Source organism: Bacillus sp. J14TS2 (assembly GCF_018333015.1).
In the GTDB taxonomy this organism is placed as follows: Bacteria; Bacillota; Bacilli; order Bacillales; family Bacillaceae_C; genus Lederbergia.
In genome coordinates this window covers 150,914-169,188 of sequence record NZ_BORE01000003.1, presented here as the reverse complement: position 1 = coordinate 169,188, position 18,275 = coordinate 150,914, and the positions used below count along the sequence as shown (strand labels likewise).

Below are 18,275 nucleotides of genomic sequence, written 5' to 3'. Positions count from 1 at the left end.
AATAATTGGAGTTTCGTTTTATTTTAAGGTAACAAAAGCCACCCCAAGTGCAGGCACCTCAATGTCCAGCCTATTACTTTCTACTTGTATCTCATAGGTGCTTTCATTAAAATCACGAGGATTGTCTAACGTGTTGAATGCACCCTTTTCACCATAAATCGTATAAACTGCCGCTTGTACAGCTTCACAGGCAACATTAACTGTAATTGCCTCATCGCGTACATTTACAAGCTTCACGATTTTTGCTCCAGAAGCATCCTCAACAGCATTAATATATAATCCTTCTTTCTGCGGTAGCTTCGCTTCAATCTCATTGAAGAGTTCACCATCAATCCACGCCGAAATATTGCGATCTTTCACAGTTAATTTGCATTGATACAGCTTGTCTTGTTCAACGCTCCAAATTGTTTGCGTTAAATCACTAATCCGATTGTCACATACACTCCGAATAATTGAATCTTGATTTTGCCAGCCCCCTAATAACCAAGACATTGTATTCTTATCATCCTGATGGCTAAATAATAAGCTAAAGCCTTTATCCCATTTACCACCAGTTTTCTTGAAATCAAATGTAATGGTGTAATGAGTGCTCTCAATATTCGCTAAAATTGTAACAGCATTAGCAGAAATTGTGCCGTCTGGGATTGATGTAACCTCACCAGTTACATGATCAACAATCGTCATATTTTCATAGCGAATATCCGCCAAATCGCCAGCAAATCCAATTCCACCATGAATGGTTGGTTCACCATATACTTCTGTTTCAGGTAAATCGCTTGCTGTCCAACCAATATTGCGAACTCCTTGGTTTGCCATAAAAAATTTTTGAATATAATAATTTTGACTACCGTATACCTTTTCTTGATCAAACCAAACTAGATCTGGCCGCCAATTCACATGATCAATATTTGCTAGCATTGGAGCATAGCAGGCTAACGCCACTTTATCTGCATTTCTTTCAAGGCCAATCATATAACTCGCTTCGACCACTGCGTTAAACCATTCATTGCCCCAAGATGCATATTATCCTAAAAATACTTTAGGACCATTTGGGTCATATTCATCATAGCGATATTGATTTGCTAGTAACCAATCTGTTGTTTGATAATAATGCTCGTCAACAATATCTGATCCATGTTCACGTGCACTATCCCAGCCACGCTCGTACTCACTGCCAGCCGCAAATGGTCCTGCAGAGTTAATAATTCTAATTTCAGGATGCTTTTCACGTAGTGCCTTATGGAAATATACATAACGATCAAAGAATGGTTGTCCAACCTCTTCATTGCCAATTGCAATATATTCGAGGTTAAATGGCTTCCGATGCCCCATTTCTGCACGAAGAGCTCCCCACTTCGTATCAATGGGTCCGGTTGCAAATTCAACTAAATCTAACGCATCCTGTACCCACTCATCCATTCTCTCAAATGGAACTGCACGTTGATGATGTGGATCAAATCCTCCAGGTAAAACTGGAATCGGCTTCGCACCAAGGTCTTCACATAGCAGAAAATATTCAAAGAAACCAAGACCTAAGCTTTGATTATAGCCCCAGCTATTTCTACGACTTGGGCGATGCTCTATAGGACCAACTGTGTTTTTCCAACGATACATTGAGTCACGATCTTCCATATTTAAGCTTCCATCATGTACTAAGCATCCACCCGGAAAGCGTCGCTTCATGCATCTCTGCAATATCTTTACGGCAGCCATTTATGCGTCCCTTATATGTATCAACAGGAAAAACTGATACCATATCAATGGCTAGATTAGCTCCAGCTGGGAATTTAAGAATTAGTCTACCTGTACGAGTCGTTTTACTGGCGGTTAAAATCACTTCATATTTTTCCCACTCACGAGTTTTTACCATACACGAGCCTTCTGAGATTGTTTCACCTTCTGCGGTCACAAACGATATGCCCAAAGGTTGTCTGATTCATTGCATGTCGGGCAAATACAGAAAAACGGTACTGTTTATTTTCTTGAAAATACATCCCTTTAGTGAACAACGCCTCCTTATCAATCCTTACAAACTGCATGAAGAAGGGGCTTCCTGATTCACAGATCTTTGCGCAATGGAGGAATCCCCATTCCGTCTTACATGATCTCCACAGGCGTTGGTTATACTGTTCGGACATGACCTTGCCCTACAGTATTATTGGATTAGGCGATCTGGAGTTGTTCCAGGCCCTTTGCTAAGATATTCAGGGCGGCGTTATGGTCTCTGCCTAATACAGTACCACATCCCGTACAGATATGGGTGCGTACAGACAGGGACTTTTTCACACGGTTTCCGCAGGAAGAACAGTCCTGTGTTGTGTATTCAGGCATCACCTTCACAAGGAATCCACCATTCCGTCGACATTTGTAACCAAGCATATTCCGGAACATGCCCCAGCCTGCATCCGAAATAGACTTCGAGAGTTTACGGTTTCTGACCATCTGACGGATGTTTAGGTCTTCTACGCAAACGACAGAGTGGTCGTTCGCAATCCGGTAACTTTTCTTGTGAAGAAAATCCTTCCGTTGATTGGCAATCTTCATGTGAAGCTTCTCCACTTTGGCCGCCTGCTGTTTGTAGTTCCCAGAACCACGAGTCATGCGGGAAAGTTTCTTTTGTGCTTTGCGTAATTGCTTTTCAGTCTGCCGGAGATAGCGTGGGTTCTCAATTTCCGTCCCATCGGAAAGGACCGCGTACTTATTCAGGCCAACATCGATGCCAATAGCTTCTAAAATACGGAGGGGCTGTGGTTTCACTTGTCCTGCGACACTAAAAATGGCGAACCACCGACCGCCTTTCCGCTTGATGACGACCTGTTTGATGACTCCTTCGATGGGACGATGCATCTTAATGTCAACGTTTCCAAGTTTCCCATTGAAAAGCTTCCCATCTTCCGTGAACGATAAAGCCATCCGATTTCCTTTCTTGTTGTAACCGAATTGGGTAAAGGTAAGGCTATTGTAGTCCTTGTATTTCTTGATTTTTGGATACTTAGACCGTTGGTCAAAAAATCCATTGAATGCTTTTTCCAGCCGCACGAAAACCTCCTGAAGGGGTTGAGAAGGGACCTTCGTTTAAGAAAGGGAATTTTTTCTTATCTACGACTAATTGCTTCTGCATATCGTAACGAGAATAGTTTGTCTTGTCTTCCTGATACATACGATGCCTATCGATCAAGGCAGAGTTATAAAGATGGCGACAATAATGAATCCAAGTATCAAGTTTTTCTCTTTGCTCTTCATTTGGATAAATTTCATATTGATAGTTCACAACAAGCATCTCTGTTTCCGAAGCGAGCTTCTCTCCAACCTTCTTTTTCATGATTATCACCTCTCCACCCCTATACGTTATGTATAGTATACCAAACGTATATTCTCTAGAACAAGTGGAAATAGAAAGAAAATAGGAAGAATTCGGTTTACACCGACCGAAATTCATCCCCTCCCTGTTCGCTTAGCTCCCTGAGGAAGAGGACTTCTTTCGGAGGGCTGTTAAACATGGATCACGTATCCCTTCCTCGTCAATATTAGAAATTAATACGGATTTTCCATTGTGTAGATCATAGAAATGATTCCCATCTTTACTCTCTCCAATGAAATGTGCAAACAGAAAATTCGTCCTACGTATTCTCCTTATTTATTAGTAGTAAGAGCACTTTCTATTGATCAGCTAATACACAGCCTTACAAAAAAGCTAAATGAAATATAAATAATTCATCTAGCTTCTATTTTTTCAAAAGCTTCATACCTAACCAACGAAAATAAATGCGCATTCATAAGTACTTCTCTAAATAAAAGTTTCCCACTCGTCATAGTATTTTAATCTTAATTTTTCGCCTTCAAATTGTATTGGTAAAAGAACATAACTAGAATCAACATATTCATCTGCATTCCATCGATTAGAATAATACAATATTTTTTCTTCATTGAGCTTTAAAACAAATGCAGGCTGGGTATCATAGGTCGTTTTGTCACCAAAATCTTCCAGTATTGTCCAGTTACCTTCTATCGAATCGCTGATGGCGTATTTCCCTTGATTTGGCGCCCATCCCGTGCAAAAAGAAGATAACATATAATATTTTCCATTTCTCTTGAATACTGCCGGAGCCTCTCTGTATTCACCTTGCCATAATCTATGGACTAATTTGTCAACATTCAAAAAGTCAGTACTTAATCGATACACATGTAAATCAGCGTTATCTCTTGCTGCAGAGATAAAGTAGGCGGTTCCATCATCATCTTGAAATAATGTGCAATCCCTTGACATATATCCAAATGGATTCATATGTCCGTGATAGATAAAATCTCCATCCGGTGTATCACAAGTCGCAATCGCAGCTGCCGCTTCCTTATAATCTTTTCCGTTTTCAAAATGAGCCCATAAGATGAATTTTTTCGTCAGTTTATTATACAGAACCTTTGGACGTTCAATATTCACTTTCGATTGGTCTTCATTGATAAGAGAAAGTCTTGTTCGAACTCTAATTGGCTGCAACTCTGACTCTGTCGTTAACACATGGTTTCGAAATTCCCAATGAACTAAGTCTGTAGAACGATAACAACTTACATAATAATTCTTTCTACGATCTTCTCCATACCAATAATAATAGCCCTCAAAATATAAGATGTGGCCACCATGAGCATGGATCTCATTTCCATCTGTATCTGTCCATAATGTTCCATTCTTTAAAGTATTCATTTCCTATTCTCCTTTTTGATATTTTTTAATGAAGCATCCACTAACAAGCTTTCACTATTAAAGAAAATTGGAGGTATTTGTTTTGCACAAGTAGCCATTGTTGAAATTTGGCTATCATGAATGGTAATTAAATTTTTGTTCGTTAAATTAATATATCTTGTCATCTACTGATATTTTTAGAGGCAACAATCAAGAAAACCACTCTGATAGTTTTCGCCAACAAATCTTTCTAAAACAACTTTGATCATTTAGTTGAAAGCAGTGTGCACCAACGAAATTTGTATTCTTTACCGTTATTTCCATGTAATACTGATAAACAATCTCTTGTCGTTAAAATTGAAAATATTGTACAAAATAACTCCGAGCCTTTTCAAATCCTATTTTTTTAGCGACAGCATTGGAAGGGAGATTCTCCTTCATGCAATCCCAATAAGGAGTGATCCCCCTGCTAAAGCATTTTTGCACATAGGCAACTGCCACAGTTTGCGCTAAGTTTTTCCTCCTATATTCTTCTAATGTTTCTACATCCGTTACGGAAAAAGTATTTGTTATAAATCCTGAAAAACAAAAACTCACAATTTTGTTATGATGGGTGATGCAATATCCTTCACCTTTATCTAAGAAATCCTGTATAGAATCCCAAAAACTTAAAATTCTATCATATAGAAAGATAGTGTTTTCAATTGTGTTTGATTGTAATAAGGGGTCTGATATTTCATATAACCTGTATCCATTTGGCAAACCCTCTTGAGGTTCCATACACTTACTTTCATGTAGGATATAAACATGTTGTTCTTGGGTTTCTACATTTTTATGCTTGAATATATTCTCTATTTGGCGATCCCACGCTTCGTCTCCCCCACTCACATCAAGCCAGTCACATCCGATCTTTTTCGCTTCGGGCTTAATATTTTCATCAATGAAAGAAACAATTTCTTGATTAAAATTTGTATTGAAACAGTCACCAATGAAATTAAAGCCGATATCCATTGATTTAAACCAGATGAGTCCCGTAGTCGGGTTATCTTTATTATCAACAAATATTCTGCCAGGATTATTTCCCACAACTACAGCAACTGACTCAGGAATATTTTCATTTACCAAGCTTTTGCATTTATAAAATTCATCTTTTTTTAACTCATATATCATGTATCCAACGCCATCCTTAATTTTCACATGAAATCTGGGTCCCTTACGGTTGCCATTTCCACTAATGTTTTACTTGTAATAGTTTCTTTAGTAACCCGGTTTATCCGTTAAGTAGATCTTATCTTGATAAACCCCTTCTGTTTCAAATAAAATAATTTCGTTCATTCCCTTTTTTAATAACGGCCCCGGAATGTAAAGCTTTTTCTGTGGTCCGATCTTCCAAAAGCGGCCAATATTAAAGCCATTCACAAATGCAACACCCTTGCCCCAGCCTTGGAAATCTAAAAATGTATCACCAATCGCTTCAACCTCAAACTGAAATTGATGGAAAGCAGCGCTTCCTTCTTTAAACTCTTTATTAAAATCAACCAGTTCGATATTGTCTAATGGCAGGGGATAGTGCTGCCATTCACTCTGGTATGCTCCGTTGATGACGACACCATTTTTAATCCCTTTTCGCTGTTCTTCCATTTTAATTGAGTAATTGACTCTTCCCATATTTTCAACAAGAATATCTAATGTATTTTCCTCAGCAGTTAGTTTAAAAGACTCCTTTTCAGGGAGCTCCAAATCATATTTTGTACATTCCAGTTCTTGATTAATATAGATATGGGCGCGATCATTAGCATTGACTAAGCGGAAATCCTCAATTTCCCTCTGTTTCCCAATATTCGTTCTATATAAAATATAGCCGTCATTTTGATCCAGTTTTTCCATCGGCAATGTGTAATCTGAGTAGATTGATTCAGAGATAGAATCAAGTGTCTCGAACAGAGATACCCGGTTCTTACAAGAGATCGCTCCATACTCTTTTTTAACAATTTTCGTAGAATATTCAACCTCTGGAATCTTAGTTGTTTTAGAAATTACTTGTTTAAATGCCTCATATTTAGGAGTTGTATCACCCCATTCAGTTAAAGGCGAATCATAATCATAAGATGTTGTATCAGGTAATAATTTTTCATAATAATTCGCACCACTTGTAAAGCCGAAATTGGTACCACCGTGAAACATGTAAAAATTCACATGTCCTACCTCTAAAACATCCGCTAACTCTTGTGCAGCACTCTTTTCATCTCTTATGTGGTGTTCAGCATCTCCCCATGCATCAAACCAACCGATCCAGAACTCCATCACCATTAAGGGGCCTGTCCCCTTATTAAATTCTTTTAGTCTTTTAAAATGAGTTTTTAAATTTGATCCGCAATTCACGGTAGGAAAAGCGAGTTCCGGAATCGAGCCATTTTCTAACATATCATGCCAAGGACCATCTGAAGTAACTAAAGGAACAACACAGCCCTTTTCTAGCATCATATTCGCAAGAGCGCGCATATACTTCTTATCACTGCCATATCCACCGTACTCATTTTCAACCTGCATCATAATAACTGGGCCGCCATAATTAACTTGTAATGGCACTAATTGTTTAAATAATACTTCGAAATATTTGTCTACATGCTGTAGAAACGGCTCATAATGACAGCGTATGCGCATATTTTCGTCTTTTAATAGCCAAGCAGGTAATCCGCCAAATTCCCATTCCGCACAAATATATGGCGAAGGGCGAACAATCACCCATAAGTCTAATTCTTGGGCAATGGAAATAAATTCAGCAATATTATACATTCCCTTAAAATTAAACTTTCCTTTTATAGGTTCATGAACATTCCATGGCACATACGTTTCAACCGTATTGCACCCCATTGCTTTTAGCTTTTCGAGCCGGTCCCGCCAGTATTCAGGTACAACTCTAAAATAGTGAAGCGCTCCTGAAATGATTTTAACTTGCTCACCATTTAACAAAAATTCATCCTTAATCGCAAATTCATTTGTCTTTTTCATGTTTGTCAGTCATCCTTTAACGAATCTAGTAATATGTTTATTTATTGAAAAAATCGCTCTTTACTTTCTTTGCTTATTTCCAAAACTGGATTCTCTAATAATTAGCTTTGTATCGATTAAACGTTCTTTTTGAGTATCCTTCTTTTCAATGATGTTCTTTATAACCTCAATAATTTCAGAAGTTAACATTTCATAATTGTGATTGACTGTTGTTAAGCTGGGATAAACGATATCCGATGGAAAAATATCATCAAAACCAACAAATGAGAATTCGTTTATCGGTACGTTTTGCTCTCGACATTCTTTTAAAGCTCCATAAATCACCATATCGTTAATACCAATAATAGCAGTCGGCATATGTGAACTGCCTAGCAGTTGTTTCATTGCCGTCCGACCATCCTCGATTCCAAATCCCGCATAAATTTGCCATTCGTTATGGAATGGCAAACCGCGTTTTGCTAGCTCCTCTTGAAATATTGAAACCTTAAGATCTCCCGTTGAAACGCCTGCCACTCCCCCAATTAAACTAATATCTTGATGACCATGGGAAATAAGATGATCAACAATCGACCGCATTCCTTCTTCCTCGTCTGTCCGAATGGTATGACAATCGACTCCTTTCATCTGGCCGTTCACCATAATAAGGGGGACTCGTTTCATTACCTCGTTCATTTCCTTTGTTTCTCTTTCTGGTGGTTTAGATTTATTAATACGCCCCCCCATAAACACAATACATTCTACTCGCCTTTCTACAAACTCACGCAGATGGGCTGATTCCATTTCACTGTTATTCATAGAATTCCGTAACAGAATCGTATATCCTTTTTCAAAAGCCTTTCTTTCGACTTCTATGTAGGTTTGAGAGAAAAAAGGGTTAGTAATGTCTGGTAAAATAAAGCCAATCATATTTGTTTGCTTTTTCGTTAAGCTTCTTGCAGCTTCATTAGGGGTAAACTCCAGCTCTTCCATTTTTTCAAGTACCCGTCTTCTAGTACTCTCTTTAACCAGCGGATTCCCCGTGAGTACCCGAGAAACCGTTGTTGGCGAAACATTTGCTACCTTAGCAATATCGTATATCGTAATATTCTTCTTTTTCATATTTGTATTCGACCTCGTCTTTATTGGAAACGCATTCCATATTTATATATAGAATATCATAAGTGACCCTTTTATTTTCATAATTATAGCTTTTATATTGGTACCGATTTCATACATATAAAAATAGTTACTGTATTTCTACATTAGATAGAACAATCGTTGTCACTGACTCGCTTTCTACTAAAATTTTAAAACCATTACGATATACCGGAATTTGAGAATATGCTAGACCTTTTAGTAAGCTGGTTTCATATACGTCTGCTGAATCAGTATCAAATTGAAACGCGCATAAGTCATACTCAAGCTCTTCTTTCGAACATTCATTTCTTACTACAATTGTAAGCTGTTTTTCCTTTTGATCATAGGCCGCTATAGAATGCTCATTATTAGTCCTGATAATGTCACTTCCTGGTCGAATAAAGCGGCTGAAATTAGCCATTGCATAGTATTGCTTTGTCAGCTCATAATTTTCTTCGCCACGAAAATCAGAGTGAATAAACCCCCAATTGTTTTTTGCACTTTCATCCTCGACTGCTTGCCAATAGATCCAAGCAGAAGGTTGTAGTAATTTTAGATCAAGGATAATTCGTTCTGACAGTTCCATTATACTGCTTATATCTTCATGATTATGTGGTTCTGACCCACCCGTACCATATTCAGACATCCATAGTCTTTTCTTCTTCTCGGCAGCTAATTCATGAAGTTCCTCTAACTGACTGCCGTTATAGGAATGTGTATTAATTTGCAATAGTTTATCGATCGTTTCCTGATCATAGCCTTGTAACATGTCTATTGTCTCATCAATACTATTTTCATCAGGAGCACTGATGACCGTGTCACTCAAGCCTTTTTCCTCTAGTGATTCAGCAACACTTTTAATGATCTCCATTTGTTTATCTAGACTAAAATGAGCGCCTTCCTGAATGTTTCCCTTTATCCACCAATTAGAAGCAGGTTCATTTAACGGGTTTAATGTACGGAAGATAACACCGAATTTTTCTTTGTAGAACTTTACAACCTCGGTTAAATAATCTGCAAAGGCAGCATAATATTCTTCTTTTAAGTTATTTCCACCATCTTCTGCTCCTGTCACCGAACCACTTATCGTCATCCAGTATGGGGGAGAATTAGAAAATGCTTCAGCAATCGTTGCGCCGCGTTCAAAAGCGGCCAACAACACTGCCCTTTGACCTTTGTCAGCCTCCCAATTCCATACTCCTTCATCAGGTTGAAAACCAGGAACATCCCCACCAGGGCGCAAAGTGTTTGGGACAATACTTGGATTCTCCCCGCCCCCGATATTGTATCGTACAATATTAAGACCAAGGCCTTTCTTTGCATCAAATACTAAGTCCAGCAATTCGTTCATTTTTTCTGTATCTTCCCATTGCCCTATAATATGGGCCCACCACGCAAGTGAAGTTCCCCAACCTTCGAAATTGCTATCCCCATCATCTGGTTGAATTTGAATCGGGTTTTTATCAAACACCAATTGATCTTTTTGTTGCTCAAATGGTCTCATTACCTTGCCTCCCGTTAATAAGGATTATGATTACTGCTATACAAAAATGTCCCCACTCGTAAGTACTCAATCATTCATAGCTCCATTCTTTCTTCGTAGATTCCCTTTCGTCAAATTTTCCTCACAAATATGGAGCCGGTATTAACCTTTAGTATTTCAGCTATAATATATACTTCTATTTTTCTTACTCCAATATTTTGTAAATCATAACGCGAACGGAAACTATATCATCTGAAAATCATGCGAAATGAGCATTACCTCCAAACACGCTGTTAAATTTTTTTCTAACTAACTTTTTATTTATCAATCTCCAGCCAACGCATGGTTACTGTCTAGCTTTTTGAAAATACTCCATGCAAAATGTGTAATGACTAAACTAATCACACTTCCAGAAAAGAATAGAAGTAGTCCAGGGAAAATAAGAAATATAAATACAATCGGCACAATAATTATTGTTAACAATAGAAGTTGGAGTGGATGACTAATAACAATTAAAAAGGAGTACCTTAAATACTGTGCAATTTTAATATTGTAATGAGCAAACATCGGATACGTAAATAACGCGGTGAATAGATAGATAATCATGATACTTGCTAATCCAGCAGTTAATACTGTATATAACCATCCCTCAAAATGTATTAAAAATCTAAAATCAAAAAATAGTACATAGCCAATAACAAATAATATTGAAAATAACATATTTGATTTTATAAATTCGGTTCGATATGAGCTCCAAAAAGTAGAGAAAATTGGAATCTCTTTCCCTTCCATCACCCATTTTCTGGTAACAGCGAACATAGCCTGGGTTGAAGGGCCAATACCAAGAATGATTAAACCGATAAGGGTAAAGAGAATCCATAACAAATTTACATAAGCTAAACGCATGCACCAGTCACATATATAATGAATTTTTTCCATTATTGGGTTCATTTATTTACTCCTCTTAAAACATATCGTTGACATAAAAGGGACAAATGTCTTGACCTTATACTTATTTTGCAATTATTTAATCAAAGGTTACGATATCTAACGAGTGTCGAATTTCGTTTTCGATCAATCTATTTTCTTCCCTTAAAAGGTAGTATAAGGTCAAGATCGATAGACGCTCCCTTGAATTCTATTAATTATCGTAACATTCGGCCAATGCCATCAACCTTTGATTGAACCGCCTAATCTTATTCCACTTAAAATATGTCTTTGTAAAGAAAGAAATAAAAGTAGTGGTGGTACTAAGGCTGTCAGAGATGCAGCAAATAAAAGACTAAAATCAGTTTGTCCTTCGCGTTCACTTTCTAACGAATATAGTCCAAGCTGTAATGGAAACTTTTCTGGATCTCTTAAGTAAATTAGCGGCCCTAAGAAATCATTCCAATGAAAATTAAATGTCATAATCGCTATTGTAATCAAAATTGGGATACAGAGCGGTGCAATAATTTTAGTTAATACTTTAAATGAATTGGCTCCATCCATGTATGCTGACTCATCCAGCTCCCTAGGAAGACCCTTAATAAATTGCCTCATAAGAAAAATGTTATAAGGCGAACCGAATGCACCTACAATAATTAAAGGTAAATAAGTGTTGACCCAACCTAATTCAGTGAATAGTAAAAACTGCGGAACCAATGTCACATGTTCTGGAATCATCATTGTTGCAAGAACAATTAAAAACAAAGGCCCATTAAAACGACTCTTGAACCTTGCAAAACCGTAAGCAACAAAAAATGATGAAGCTGTTGTTAAGATGATGTTAAAACCAGTGATAATAGAACTATTTAAAGCATAGCGAAGCATTGGTACCGCATCAAACATTCGAACGTAATTTTCCCATCTAAACTCACTCGGTATCCATGTAATAGGAACACTGAAGATCTCTCCGTTCGGTTTTAATGAACCTGAAATCGTCCATGCCAACGGTAGCATAAATAAAATGGTTGCTCCAATTAACAATAAATATTTTAAAAAAGTCAAAAATGCTTTATTCATTTTTTTTCTAGTATTTTTCCGTACAACTTTACTATGATAATTGGTCGAATTCTCTACTTTATTCTGAGTCATAGTACACCCACTTTTTCGACAACTGAAGATTTATTAATGTTACGATTAATATAACGACAAACATAATCCATGCAAGTGCTGATGCATAGCCCATTTTAAAATTCTCAAATGCATTTTGATACAAATACACCATTACAGAGTCTGTCCATCTTTGATTCGTTCCTGGAAGAATCATCGGTTCTATAAACATCTTTAATGTACCGATAAGCTCCATCGTTGCAACAAAAAGAACTGCTGGACTAATTGTAGGGAGTACAACAGAGAAGAATTTTCTCCAAACAGAACCACCATCCATATCACACGCCTCTAACAGTTCTTTTGGTACACTTGCTAAGGCCGGCAAAAATATCAAGATTGTCCCACCAACACCCCAAATTTTCGTAAGAATAACAGCTGGTTTTGCCCAAGTTTCTGAACTCGACCATCCAGGTCCATCTATTCCAATCATATTGAGCATTGCATTTACTAAACCAACATTTTGTCCTTGGTAACCGGGAGCTAACATATAATTCCATAATAATAGAATCGCTACACCGCCAAATATTGATGGTAGATAAAAGGCTGTCCTAAACAACTTAATTCCGGGAATATTTTTTAATAAAAGTAGGGAAACAAGCAAGCCTAGTATGACATGTAATGGTACTCCGACAATGGTGTAATAAAAGGTATTCCCTAGTGCATTCCAAAAACGATCATTTGTAAATATTTTTATATAATTATCAAACCCTATCCATTTGGAAGGCGTTAAAATATCATATTTTGTAAAGCTTAAATATAAAGAAGCCAACATGGGGCCTAGAGTAAAAGCAAGAAACCCAAATATCCATGGGGATATATACATCCAAAATCTTCTGCTGTCTTTCTTCATCAAGTACACTCCCTTCAAATGGGGAGCATCAAAAATTATAAAATACCCCCCGAAACAATTATCTTGTACCTCTCAGAATGATCCAAAAATCCATCATTCTTGTGATTCTTTCAATTCCTCTGCTTCTTCTAAGAGTTCCTCAATTTCTGCTTTCATACTAGGCATGACATCTTCAATCGATTCATTTAAGTCAACTATTCTCGCCATTCCTTCATCCACTACTCGATTGACCTCTGTCCATACTAATGAAACCTCTGGGGCAAAAGCGGTCTCTAAACCATCTAGCATTATGGCAAAATTCTCAGGCGCTTTGCCGTCTAGATCTAAAAATAAATCTGATTCCGCTACTTCTTTCATAGTGGGAATGTCTCCATGGTCTTTGGCCAATATTTCCTGTGCTGTTTTTCCTGTCCAAAAACTAATAACCTCCCATGCAGCATCTTTATTTTTAGAGTCTTTTGCCATATGGAATGCATTCGAGAAAATAGGCGCCGACTCTTGGGTTCCAGCAGGAGCGGTCGTAATATCCCAATCAAAATCTGCATTTTTTTGACTACTAATAATCCACCATGGGCCATCAATTTGCATGCCTATCTTACCGCTAATCCATAAGTCTACCCCTTCCGGTACCTGGGTGGAGGTAGGGGCAACATCCAGATTCCATGATAATTCTTGCATCTTTTCAATAGCGGTTAGAGACTCTGGTGAATCTAGATTAAATTCAGTTTTATCTTCACTTAATACACTTCCACCATAGGAATGAAGAGATTGAGCAGTTCCTGCCCACCAACCGCCTTGTCCACTAACCCCAAACACGCCTTCTTCAGGGTCTGTAATGATTTTTGCTGCCTCTGTCACATCATCCCAAGTCCAGTCTTCGTTTGGATATTCTAAGTCATGCTTATCAAATAAATCTTTGTTATATAACATAATCGTTGAGCTAACACGCAACGGCATGCCGTAAACTTTATCATTATGCGTATATGCATCAATGGCAACATCATAGTACTGACTTAAATCTACATCATCATCCTTTTCAATATAAGGTGTTAGATCTTCTAGCATCCCGCGGGAAGCATAAGCTAATGATTGCTCTGCAAATTGTATGACATCATATGGAGTGCCAGCTGAAAACATTACTGTTTGTTTCTGGTCGTACTCTTCACCCTCAGGTAAAAGAACAAGTTTCACCTCAATGTCGGAATGTTCCTTTTCGAATTCCGCTTTAATAGCCTCCATTCTTTCCGTATCTTCGTCCCCACCCCAATAACTGAAACTAACAGTAGTTTTTCCATTTTTCTTACCATTACTACCATTTACTTTTTCATCATTACTAGAACAAGCAGCCATCCCAAATACAAGCAAACAAACCGTTAACAAAAATAAAAGTTTTTTCACTTCATAAACCCCCTTGTATATAATTTGCCTCTCATATATCTAAGTAAATTTTTCATCTAAAATATGACAACTAGAAAGGTAAACTTATATTCTTAAAATTTCATTCTTTCCACACTCATTAATTTCTCACCTCCTCAAAGTAATGGTACCGGTTGCATTTTATTGAAATAAATAATTCACTTATCCAACTAAGTGAATATTTTGGCAGTAAGACCTTCACTTCAGGAATTCGGTGAGAAACAAGGAGTGTAATATAGGATAAAGAAAACTCAACTGATGGAAGTCCTTGTTTATGTAAGTATCAATACATTGAAACGGGTTTCAATGTATTTAAAATCAAAAGTCTTTTGGATTTATTTCAAAAGACTTTTGATGTTTGTCTCCTTATCCCAATAAAAGGCTTACCTTAAAAATGAAACCGGTGTCAATATGGAACAAAAATAAAGGTTATTCCTTTTCAATGCATTTACGAATGTTCTAAAAGGGAACCGGTTTCCATTTTTAAGGATAACATCTCATAATTTGACTTGTCAATCACCTTATGAAAAAAACTACATTTTTTTACATTTTTCAACAATACCAAAAGTAAACGTGCTCCTAGAATATTTATGTTCTCCCCCTGTATGAAACAGGGGAGGTCGTTTATTGCCAGTGAGCAATCAATATCTGAGCATCTCGTTTAAGCACTTTAAACATATCATCAGAAACGAGCCCTTTTTCTTTCTGATGTTCCAATAGTTCTATAAAACTATTCATATGCTTCACGGTTTTTTCAGCCTCTTCTTGACGTTCATAATGTTGAAGTGCAGTTAGGTGCACTTGTAGAGAATGGTAAACAGAATCTTGTAAATCCGCTTTATATTCCATCAATGTTTCTAACATCTTTGAGACATTCACATCTTGTTTCTGTTCATCTCCAACAATCATAATCCAACTGATTTGTGGATCAGGGGTATTTGTTTTGCGAATGGTCACATCCAAGAGGTTATCCGCAATTTCCACATCTCCTCCAGCCACATCATAAGCATCAGTGAACACATAATCCTTCGTATGGACTTCTTCGTTGAATAAAATATCCACTTTTCGACTTCCTCGCGTTGAACTATACCATGGATCGTACAACCCGAGATAAACAGTATACTCGCCATTATCCAGATTAAATTTATATGTCAGATCTGTACCGGAATTAGGAGTCAGATATCGCAGTGCGGAGAATAAGTCACCATCTTCACTTCCCGAGGGACTCGTCCGATCGCCAACATATCCCCAGTTTTGGCCGTTTTCCGGATCATATTGTTGATCAATCCTATCTTTATTCAAAAGCGTTTCTGGCATATAAGAGGCCCAAAGCTTGTAATCTCGGGTTTCGGCACCACCAGCATGAACAAAATATTCCACATTATTAGGGAGCACAAGGATCTCGATTCTGACTACCTTATCTGCCAGCTCTGGTAGTTTTCCTTCAACTGTCATCATTCCAGGCTGGGAAAAGTCTTCATCATTTATTTCCCATATAACCGATGTATCCATTTGCTTCCCTTCAGTATTTGTCACATTGATAACATCGGGTAAATCTGGTGTTTTACCTAATGTTACTTTTTCAGGTAACTTGCTGTTAATCGTCACTCGACCCATTTTATCTAGAATAGACAAATCCCATTCATCATACCACCTTAAGATCATCTCATCTTCTTGCCCAAATTCAATAGGGAGCCATACATATGAGGAGTTTGCTAGGTCCTCTTTCTTCCACCGATCCCCCATATAAATAAATTCACCATTTTCAGGATCCACAGGGATGACATGGGTACTCTGCGAATCAAAAGTTGTTGAAGCCTTTTCACCAACTGCTGGATTCCGCATTGGCTTCCACTCACCAAAGATATCATCGGCTACTGTGTATCTGGCCGGATTAGGGTCCCATCCGGTTGCACCTGATGTTATCATATAATATTTTTCTTGATACTTAAAAAGAGCTGGAGCTTCTCTTTGAGCACCTGGGAATACCCTTATATAGTCCTCTCCATGCACTGCTTTATAGGTCGAATCCCGTTCTTCCTTGCCTTCTTTATGCCATCCAACCACATCTGTGTAACTATCATTTAGTTTGGAAATATAGATGGTCATATTTTCTTCGCTTGAATAGATTAAATAAGCGGTTCCATCGTCATCCTTAAACAATGTCATATCCCGCGCCATTCCTGGCTGATCTGGCTGTCCATTATAATCAGCATCTTCTGGTGCCCTATCCATTCGATTACTTTCTTGGTACACAAAAGGACCTGCAGGAGAATCACTAAGTGCATAGCCAGCATGTGCCTTCGCATACATTGCATCAGAAGTTTCAGATGGACCATCAATATGCATCCACATCACATATTTCTTCGTTTTTTCATTGTAAATTACTTTCGGCCTTTCAATGACCCGATCTGTCCCAATATCATTCAAAATAGCTTCCTTGTCGTCTCTTCCCGTATAAAGTTTGGAAATAAGTGGATCATCTGCAAATTGATCCATCGACTCAATCGCTGTTAAGGCGAGACCCTCGTCCTCCCAGTTATATAGATCTTTAGAGGAATAGACTCTAACTCCCCTTGCAGGTAAATAACCATGCGTCTTATCTTCTCCATACCAGTAATAGGTTTCCATTTGTTCGTCATACATAATCCCGCTGCCATGAGATTGGATAGGTTTTCCATCCGTATCCTTCCATGTTTGCCCCGGTTTAAAAGATTCATTTTCTTTATACAACTCTAGCCCCCCTATAGCAGTGTCTACATCATGAATAGTCGTATAAATATCTTCTTGGACAGCTCTTGATTCTACATCCAGCCTTTCATTCGTGATACTATCCAGCAATTTAGCTCCCTGATCAATGGCAGCCTGAAGTTGTTGAACACTATAATTTGTGTATGGATTGGGCTCCTCCACTTTTTCCCTAGCGTCTACTATTTTGGCTATTAGGTCAGAAAGGGGAATGAGTACGCTCTCCTTAATAAAAATATAGTTTACTAATGGATCATTATGATTGGTTAATTCGGCGCTTTCAGGGCCTTGAATTTTCAGAGTCAATTCTCCGTCTTTCACTAATAGCTGACGATAATTGAATTCTTTCTCTGCACCGTATTCTCCAATATCATAATCTCCATTGGACAAATTTTCCCCTTCAGCGATAATATTGACATTTCGTCCACTCCATTTATTTTTAAATCCAAGTGTAAGATCATAATTCCCTTCCGGAAGTTCAAATTTGTATTCAATCGCTTTATCACGAGATTGTGGACCGTTATAATATCTTAAGGAAGAATACTTGTCTGACTTCCCCTCGTCAAAGTTACTTGTAGCGGTCGTTTCAGTGACTAATCCCCACTTTTTCCCTGTTCCTTCATCGGTCCCATACATCTGTTCCGTTTGGCTTTGATATATACCTAATTGATCATCCTCCCCCACCTTTTCTGGTGTTGGATCACCTGCATTGACAAAATATAGGACATCCTCGACCTTTCTTAAATCATTATCTGCTGCCTTTGCTGTTATAGGCATATTCATGATCAAACCGGAAAACAACATCATGGCCGTTACTAATAAACACATTTTTTTATTCGTCACCAAAATATACACCTCCAAGTAATAATCATCGAAAC

15 protein-coding genes and 1 pseudogene are annotated in these 18,275 nt (G+C 37.8%); all 16 read right to left on the bottom strand.

Going from position 1 to position 18,275, the window contains the following annotated elements; all coding sequences use genetic code 11:
* Positions 1 to 18: 18 nt before the first annotated feature.
* Positions 19 to 996 (bottom strand): annotated as a pseudogene (locus KI375_RS05675) (alpha-L-arabinofuranosidase C-terminal domain-containing protein); the annotation flags it as partial.
* A gap of 27 nt (positions 997 to 1,023) precedes the next feature.
* Complete coding sequence (locus KI375_RS05670; protein ID WP_212972559.1) at positions 1,024 to 1,632, bottom strand: hypothetical protein; 609 nt, start codon at positions 1,630 to 1,632, stop codon at positions 1,024 to 1,026.
* A gap of 13 nt (positions 1,633 to 1,645) precedes the next feature.
* Complete coding sequence (locus KI375_RS05665; protein ID WP_212972558.1) at positions 1,646 to 1,870, bottom strand: hypothetical protein; 225 nt, start codon at positions 1,868 to 1,870, stop codon at positions 1,646 to 1,648.
* Between the two features lie 22 nt (positions 1,871 to 1,892).
* Positions 1,893 to 2,039, bottom strand: a complete 147-nt coding sequence (locus KI375_RS05660; RefSeq protein ID WP_212972557.1) for a hypothetical protein — start codon at positions 2,037 to 2,039, stop codon at positions 1,893 to 1,895.
* Positions 2,040 to 2,163: 124 nt separating this feature from the next.
* Positions 2,164 to 3,039, bottom strand: a complete 876-nt coding sequence (locus KI375_RS05655; protein WP_306419786.1) for an RNA-guided endonuclease InsQ/TnpB family protein — start codon at positions 3,037 to 3,039, stop codon at positions 2,164 to 2,166.
* Positions 3,005 to 3,322, bottom strand: coding sequence for a helix-turn-helix domain-containing protein (locus KI375_RS27795; protein ID WP_306419785.1), 318 nt, complete (start codon positions 3,320 to 3,322; stop codon positions 3,005 to 3,007). The genes KI375_RS05655 and KI375_RS27795 overlap by 35 nt, the downstream gene beginning before the upstream one ends.
* Before the next feature lie 465 nt (positions 3,323 to 3,787).
* The gene (locus KI375_RS05650) at positions 3,788 to 4,699 is read right to left on the bottom strand and encodes a family 43 glycosylhydrolase (protein ID WP_212972556.1); all 912 of its coding nucleotides are present in this window, start codon (positions 4,697 to 4,699) and stop codon (positions 3,788 to 3,790) included.
* A 330-nt stretch (positions 4,700 to 5,029) separates the two neighbouring features.
* Positions 5,030 to 5,848: a GNAT family N-acetyltransferase gene (locus KI375_RS05645; protein ID WP_212972555.1), complete on the bottom strand. Its 819-nt coding sequence runs from the start codon at positions 5,846 to 5,848 to the stop codon at positions 5,030 to 5,032.
* A gap of 87 nt (positions 5,849 to 5,935) precedes the next feature.
* The gene (locus KI375_RS05640; RefSeq protein WP_212972554.1) at positions 5,936 to 7,690 is read right to left on the bottom strand and encodes a glycoside hydrolase family 35 protein; all 1,755 of its coding nucleotides are present in this window, start codon (positions 7,688 to 7,690) and stop codon (positions 5,936 to 5,938) included.
* 60 nt (positions 7,691 to 7,750) lie between these two features.
* Entirely contained in the window at positions 7,751 to 8,788 is a 1,038-nt protein-coding gene (locus KI375_RS05635) for a LacI family DNA-binding transcriptional regulator (protein WP_212972553.1), read from the bottom strand.
* 127 nt (positions 8,789 to 8,915) lie between these two features.
* A complete protein-coding gene (locus tag KI375_RS05630; RefSeq protein WP_212972552.1) occupies positions 8,916 to 10,310 on the bottom strand; it encodes a glycoside hydrolase family 30 protein in 1,395 nt (464 codons plus the stop codon).
* A 303-nt stretch (positions 10,311 to 10,613) separates the two neighbouring features.
* A complete protein-coding gene (locus KI375_RS05625) occupies positions 10,614 to 11,240 on the bottom strand; it encodes a YesL family protein (RefSeq protein WP_212972551.1) in 627 nt (208 codons plus the stop codon).
* 219 nt (positions 11,241 to 11,459) lie between these two features.
* Positions 11,460 to 12,365 (bottom strand): carbohydrate ABC transporter permease, encoded by a 906-nt coding sequence (locus KI375_RS05620; protein WP_212972550.1) that lies wholly within the window; start codon positions 12,363 to 12,365, stop codon positions 11,460 to 11,462.
* Positions 12,352 to 13,233: a carbohydrate ABC transporter permease gene (locus tag KI375_RS05615; RefSeq protein WP_212972549.1), complete on the bottom strand. Its 882-nt coding sequence runs from the start codon at positions 13,231 to 13,233 to the stop codon at positions 12,352 to 12,354. The genes KI375_RS05620 and KI375_RS05615 overlap by 14 nt, the downstream gene beginning before the upstream one ends.
* A 93-nt stretch (positions 13,234 to 13,326) precedes the next feature.
* Entirely contained in the window at positions 13,327 to 14,631 is a 1,305-nt protein-coding gene (locus KI375_RS05610) for an ABC transporter substrate-binding protein (RefSeq protein ID WP_212972548.1), read from the bottom strand.
* 642 nt (positions 14,632 to 15,273) lie between these two features.
* Complete coding sequence (locus KI375_RS05605; protein ID WP_244852375.1) at positions 15,274 to 18,240, bottom strand: glycoside hydrolase family 43 protein; 2,967 nt, start codon at positions 18,238 to 18,240, stop codon at positions 15,274 to 15,276.
* Between the last annotated feature and the right edge of the window lie 35 nt (positions 18,241 to 18,275).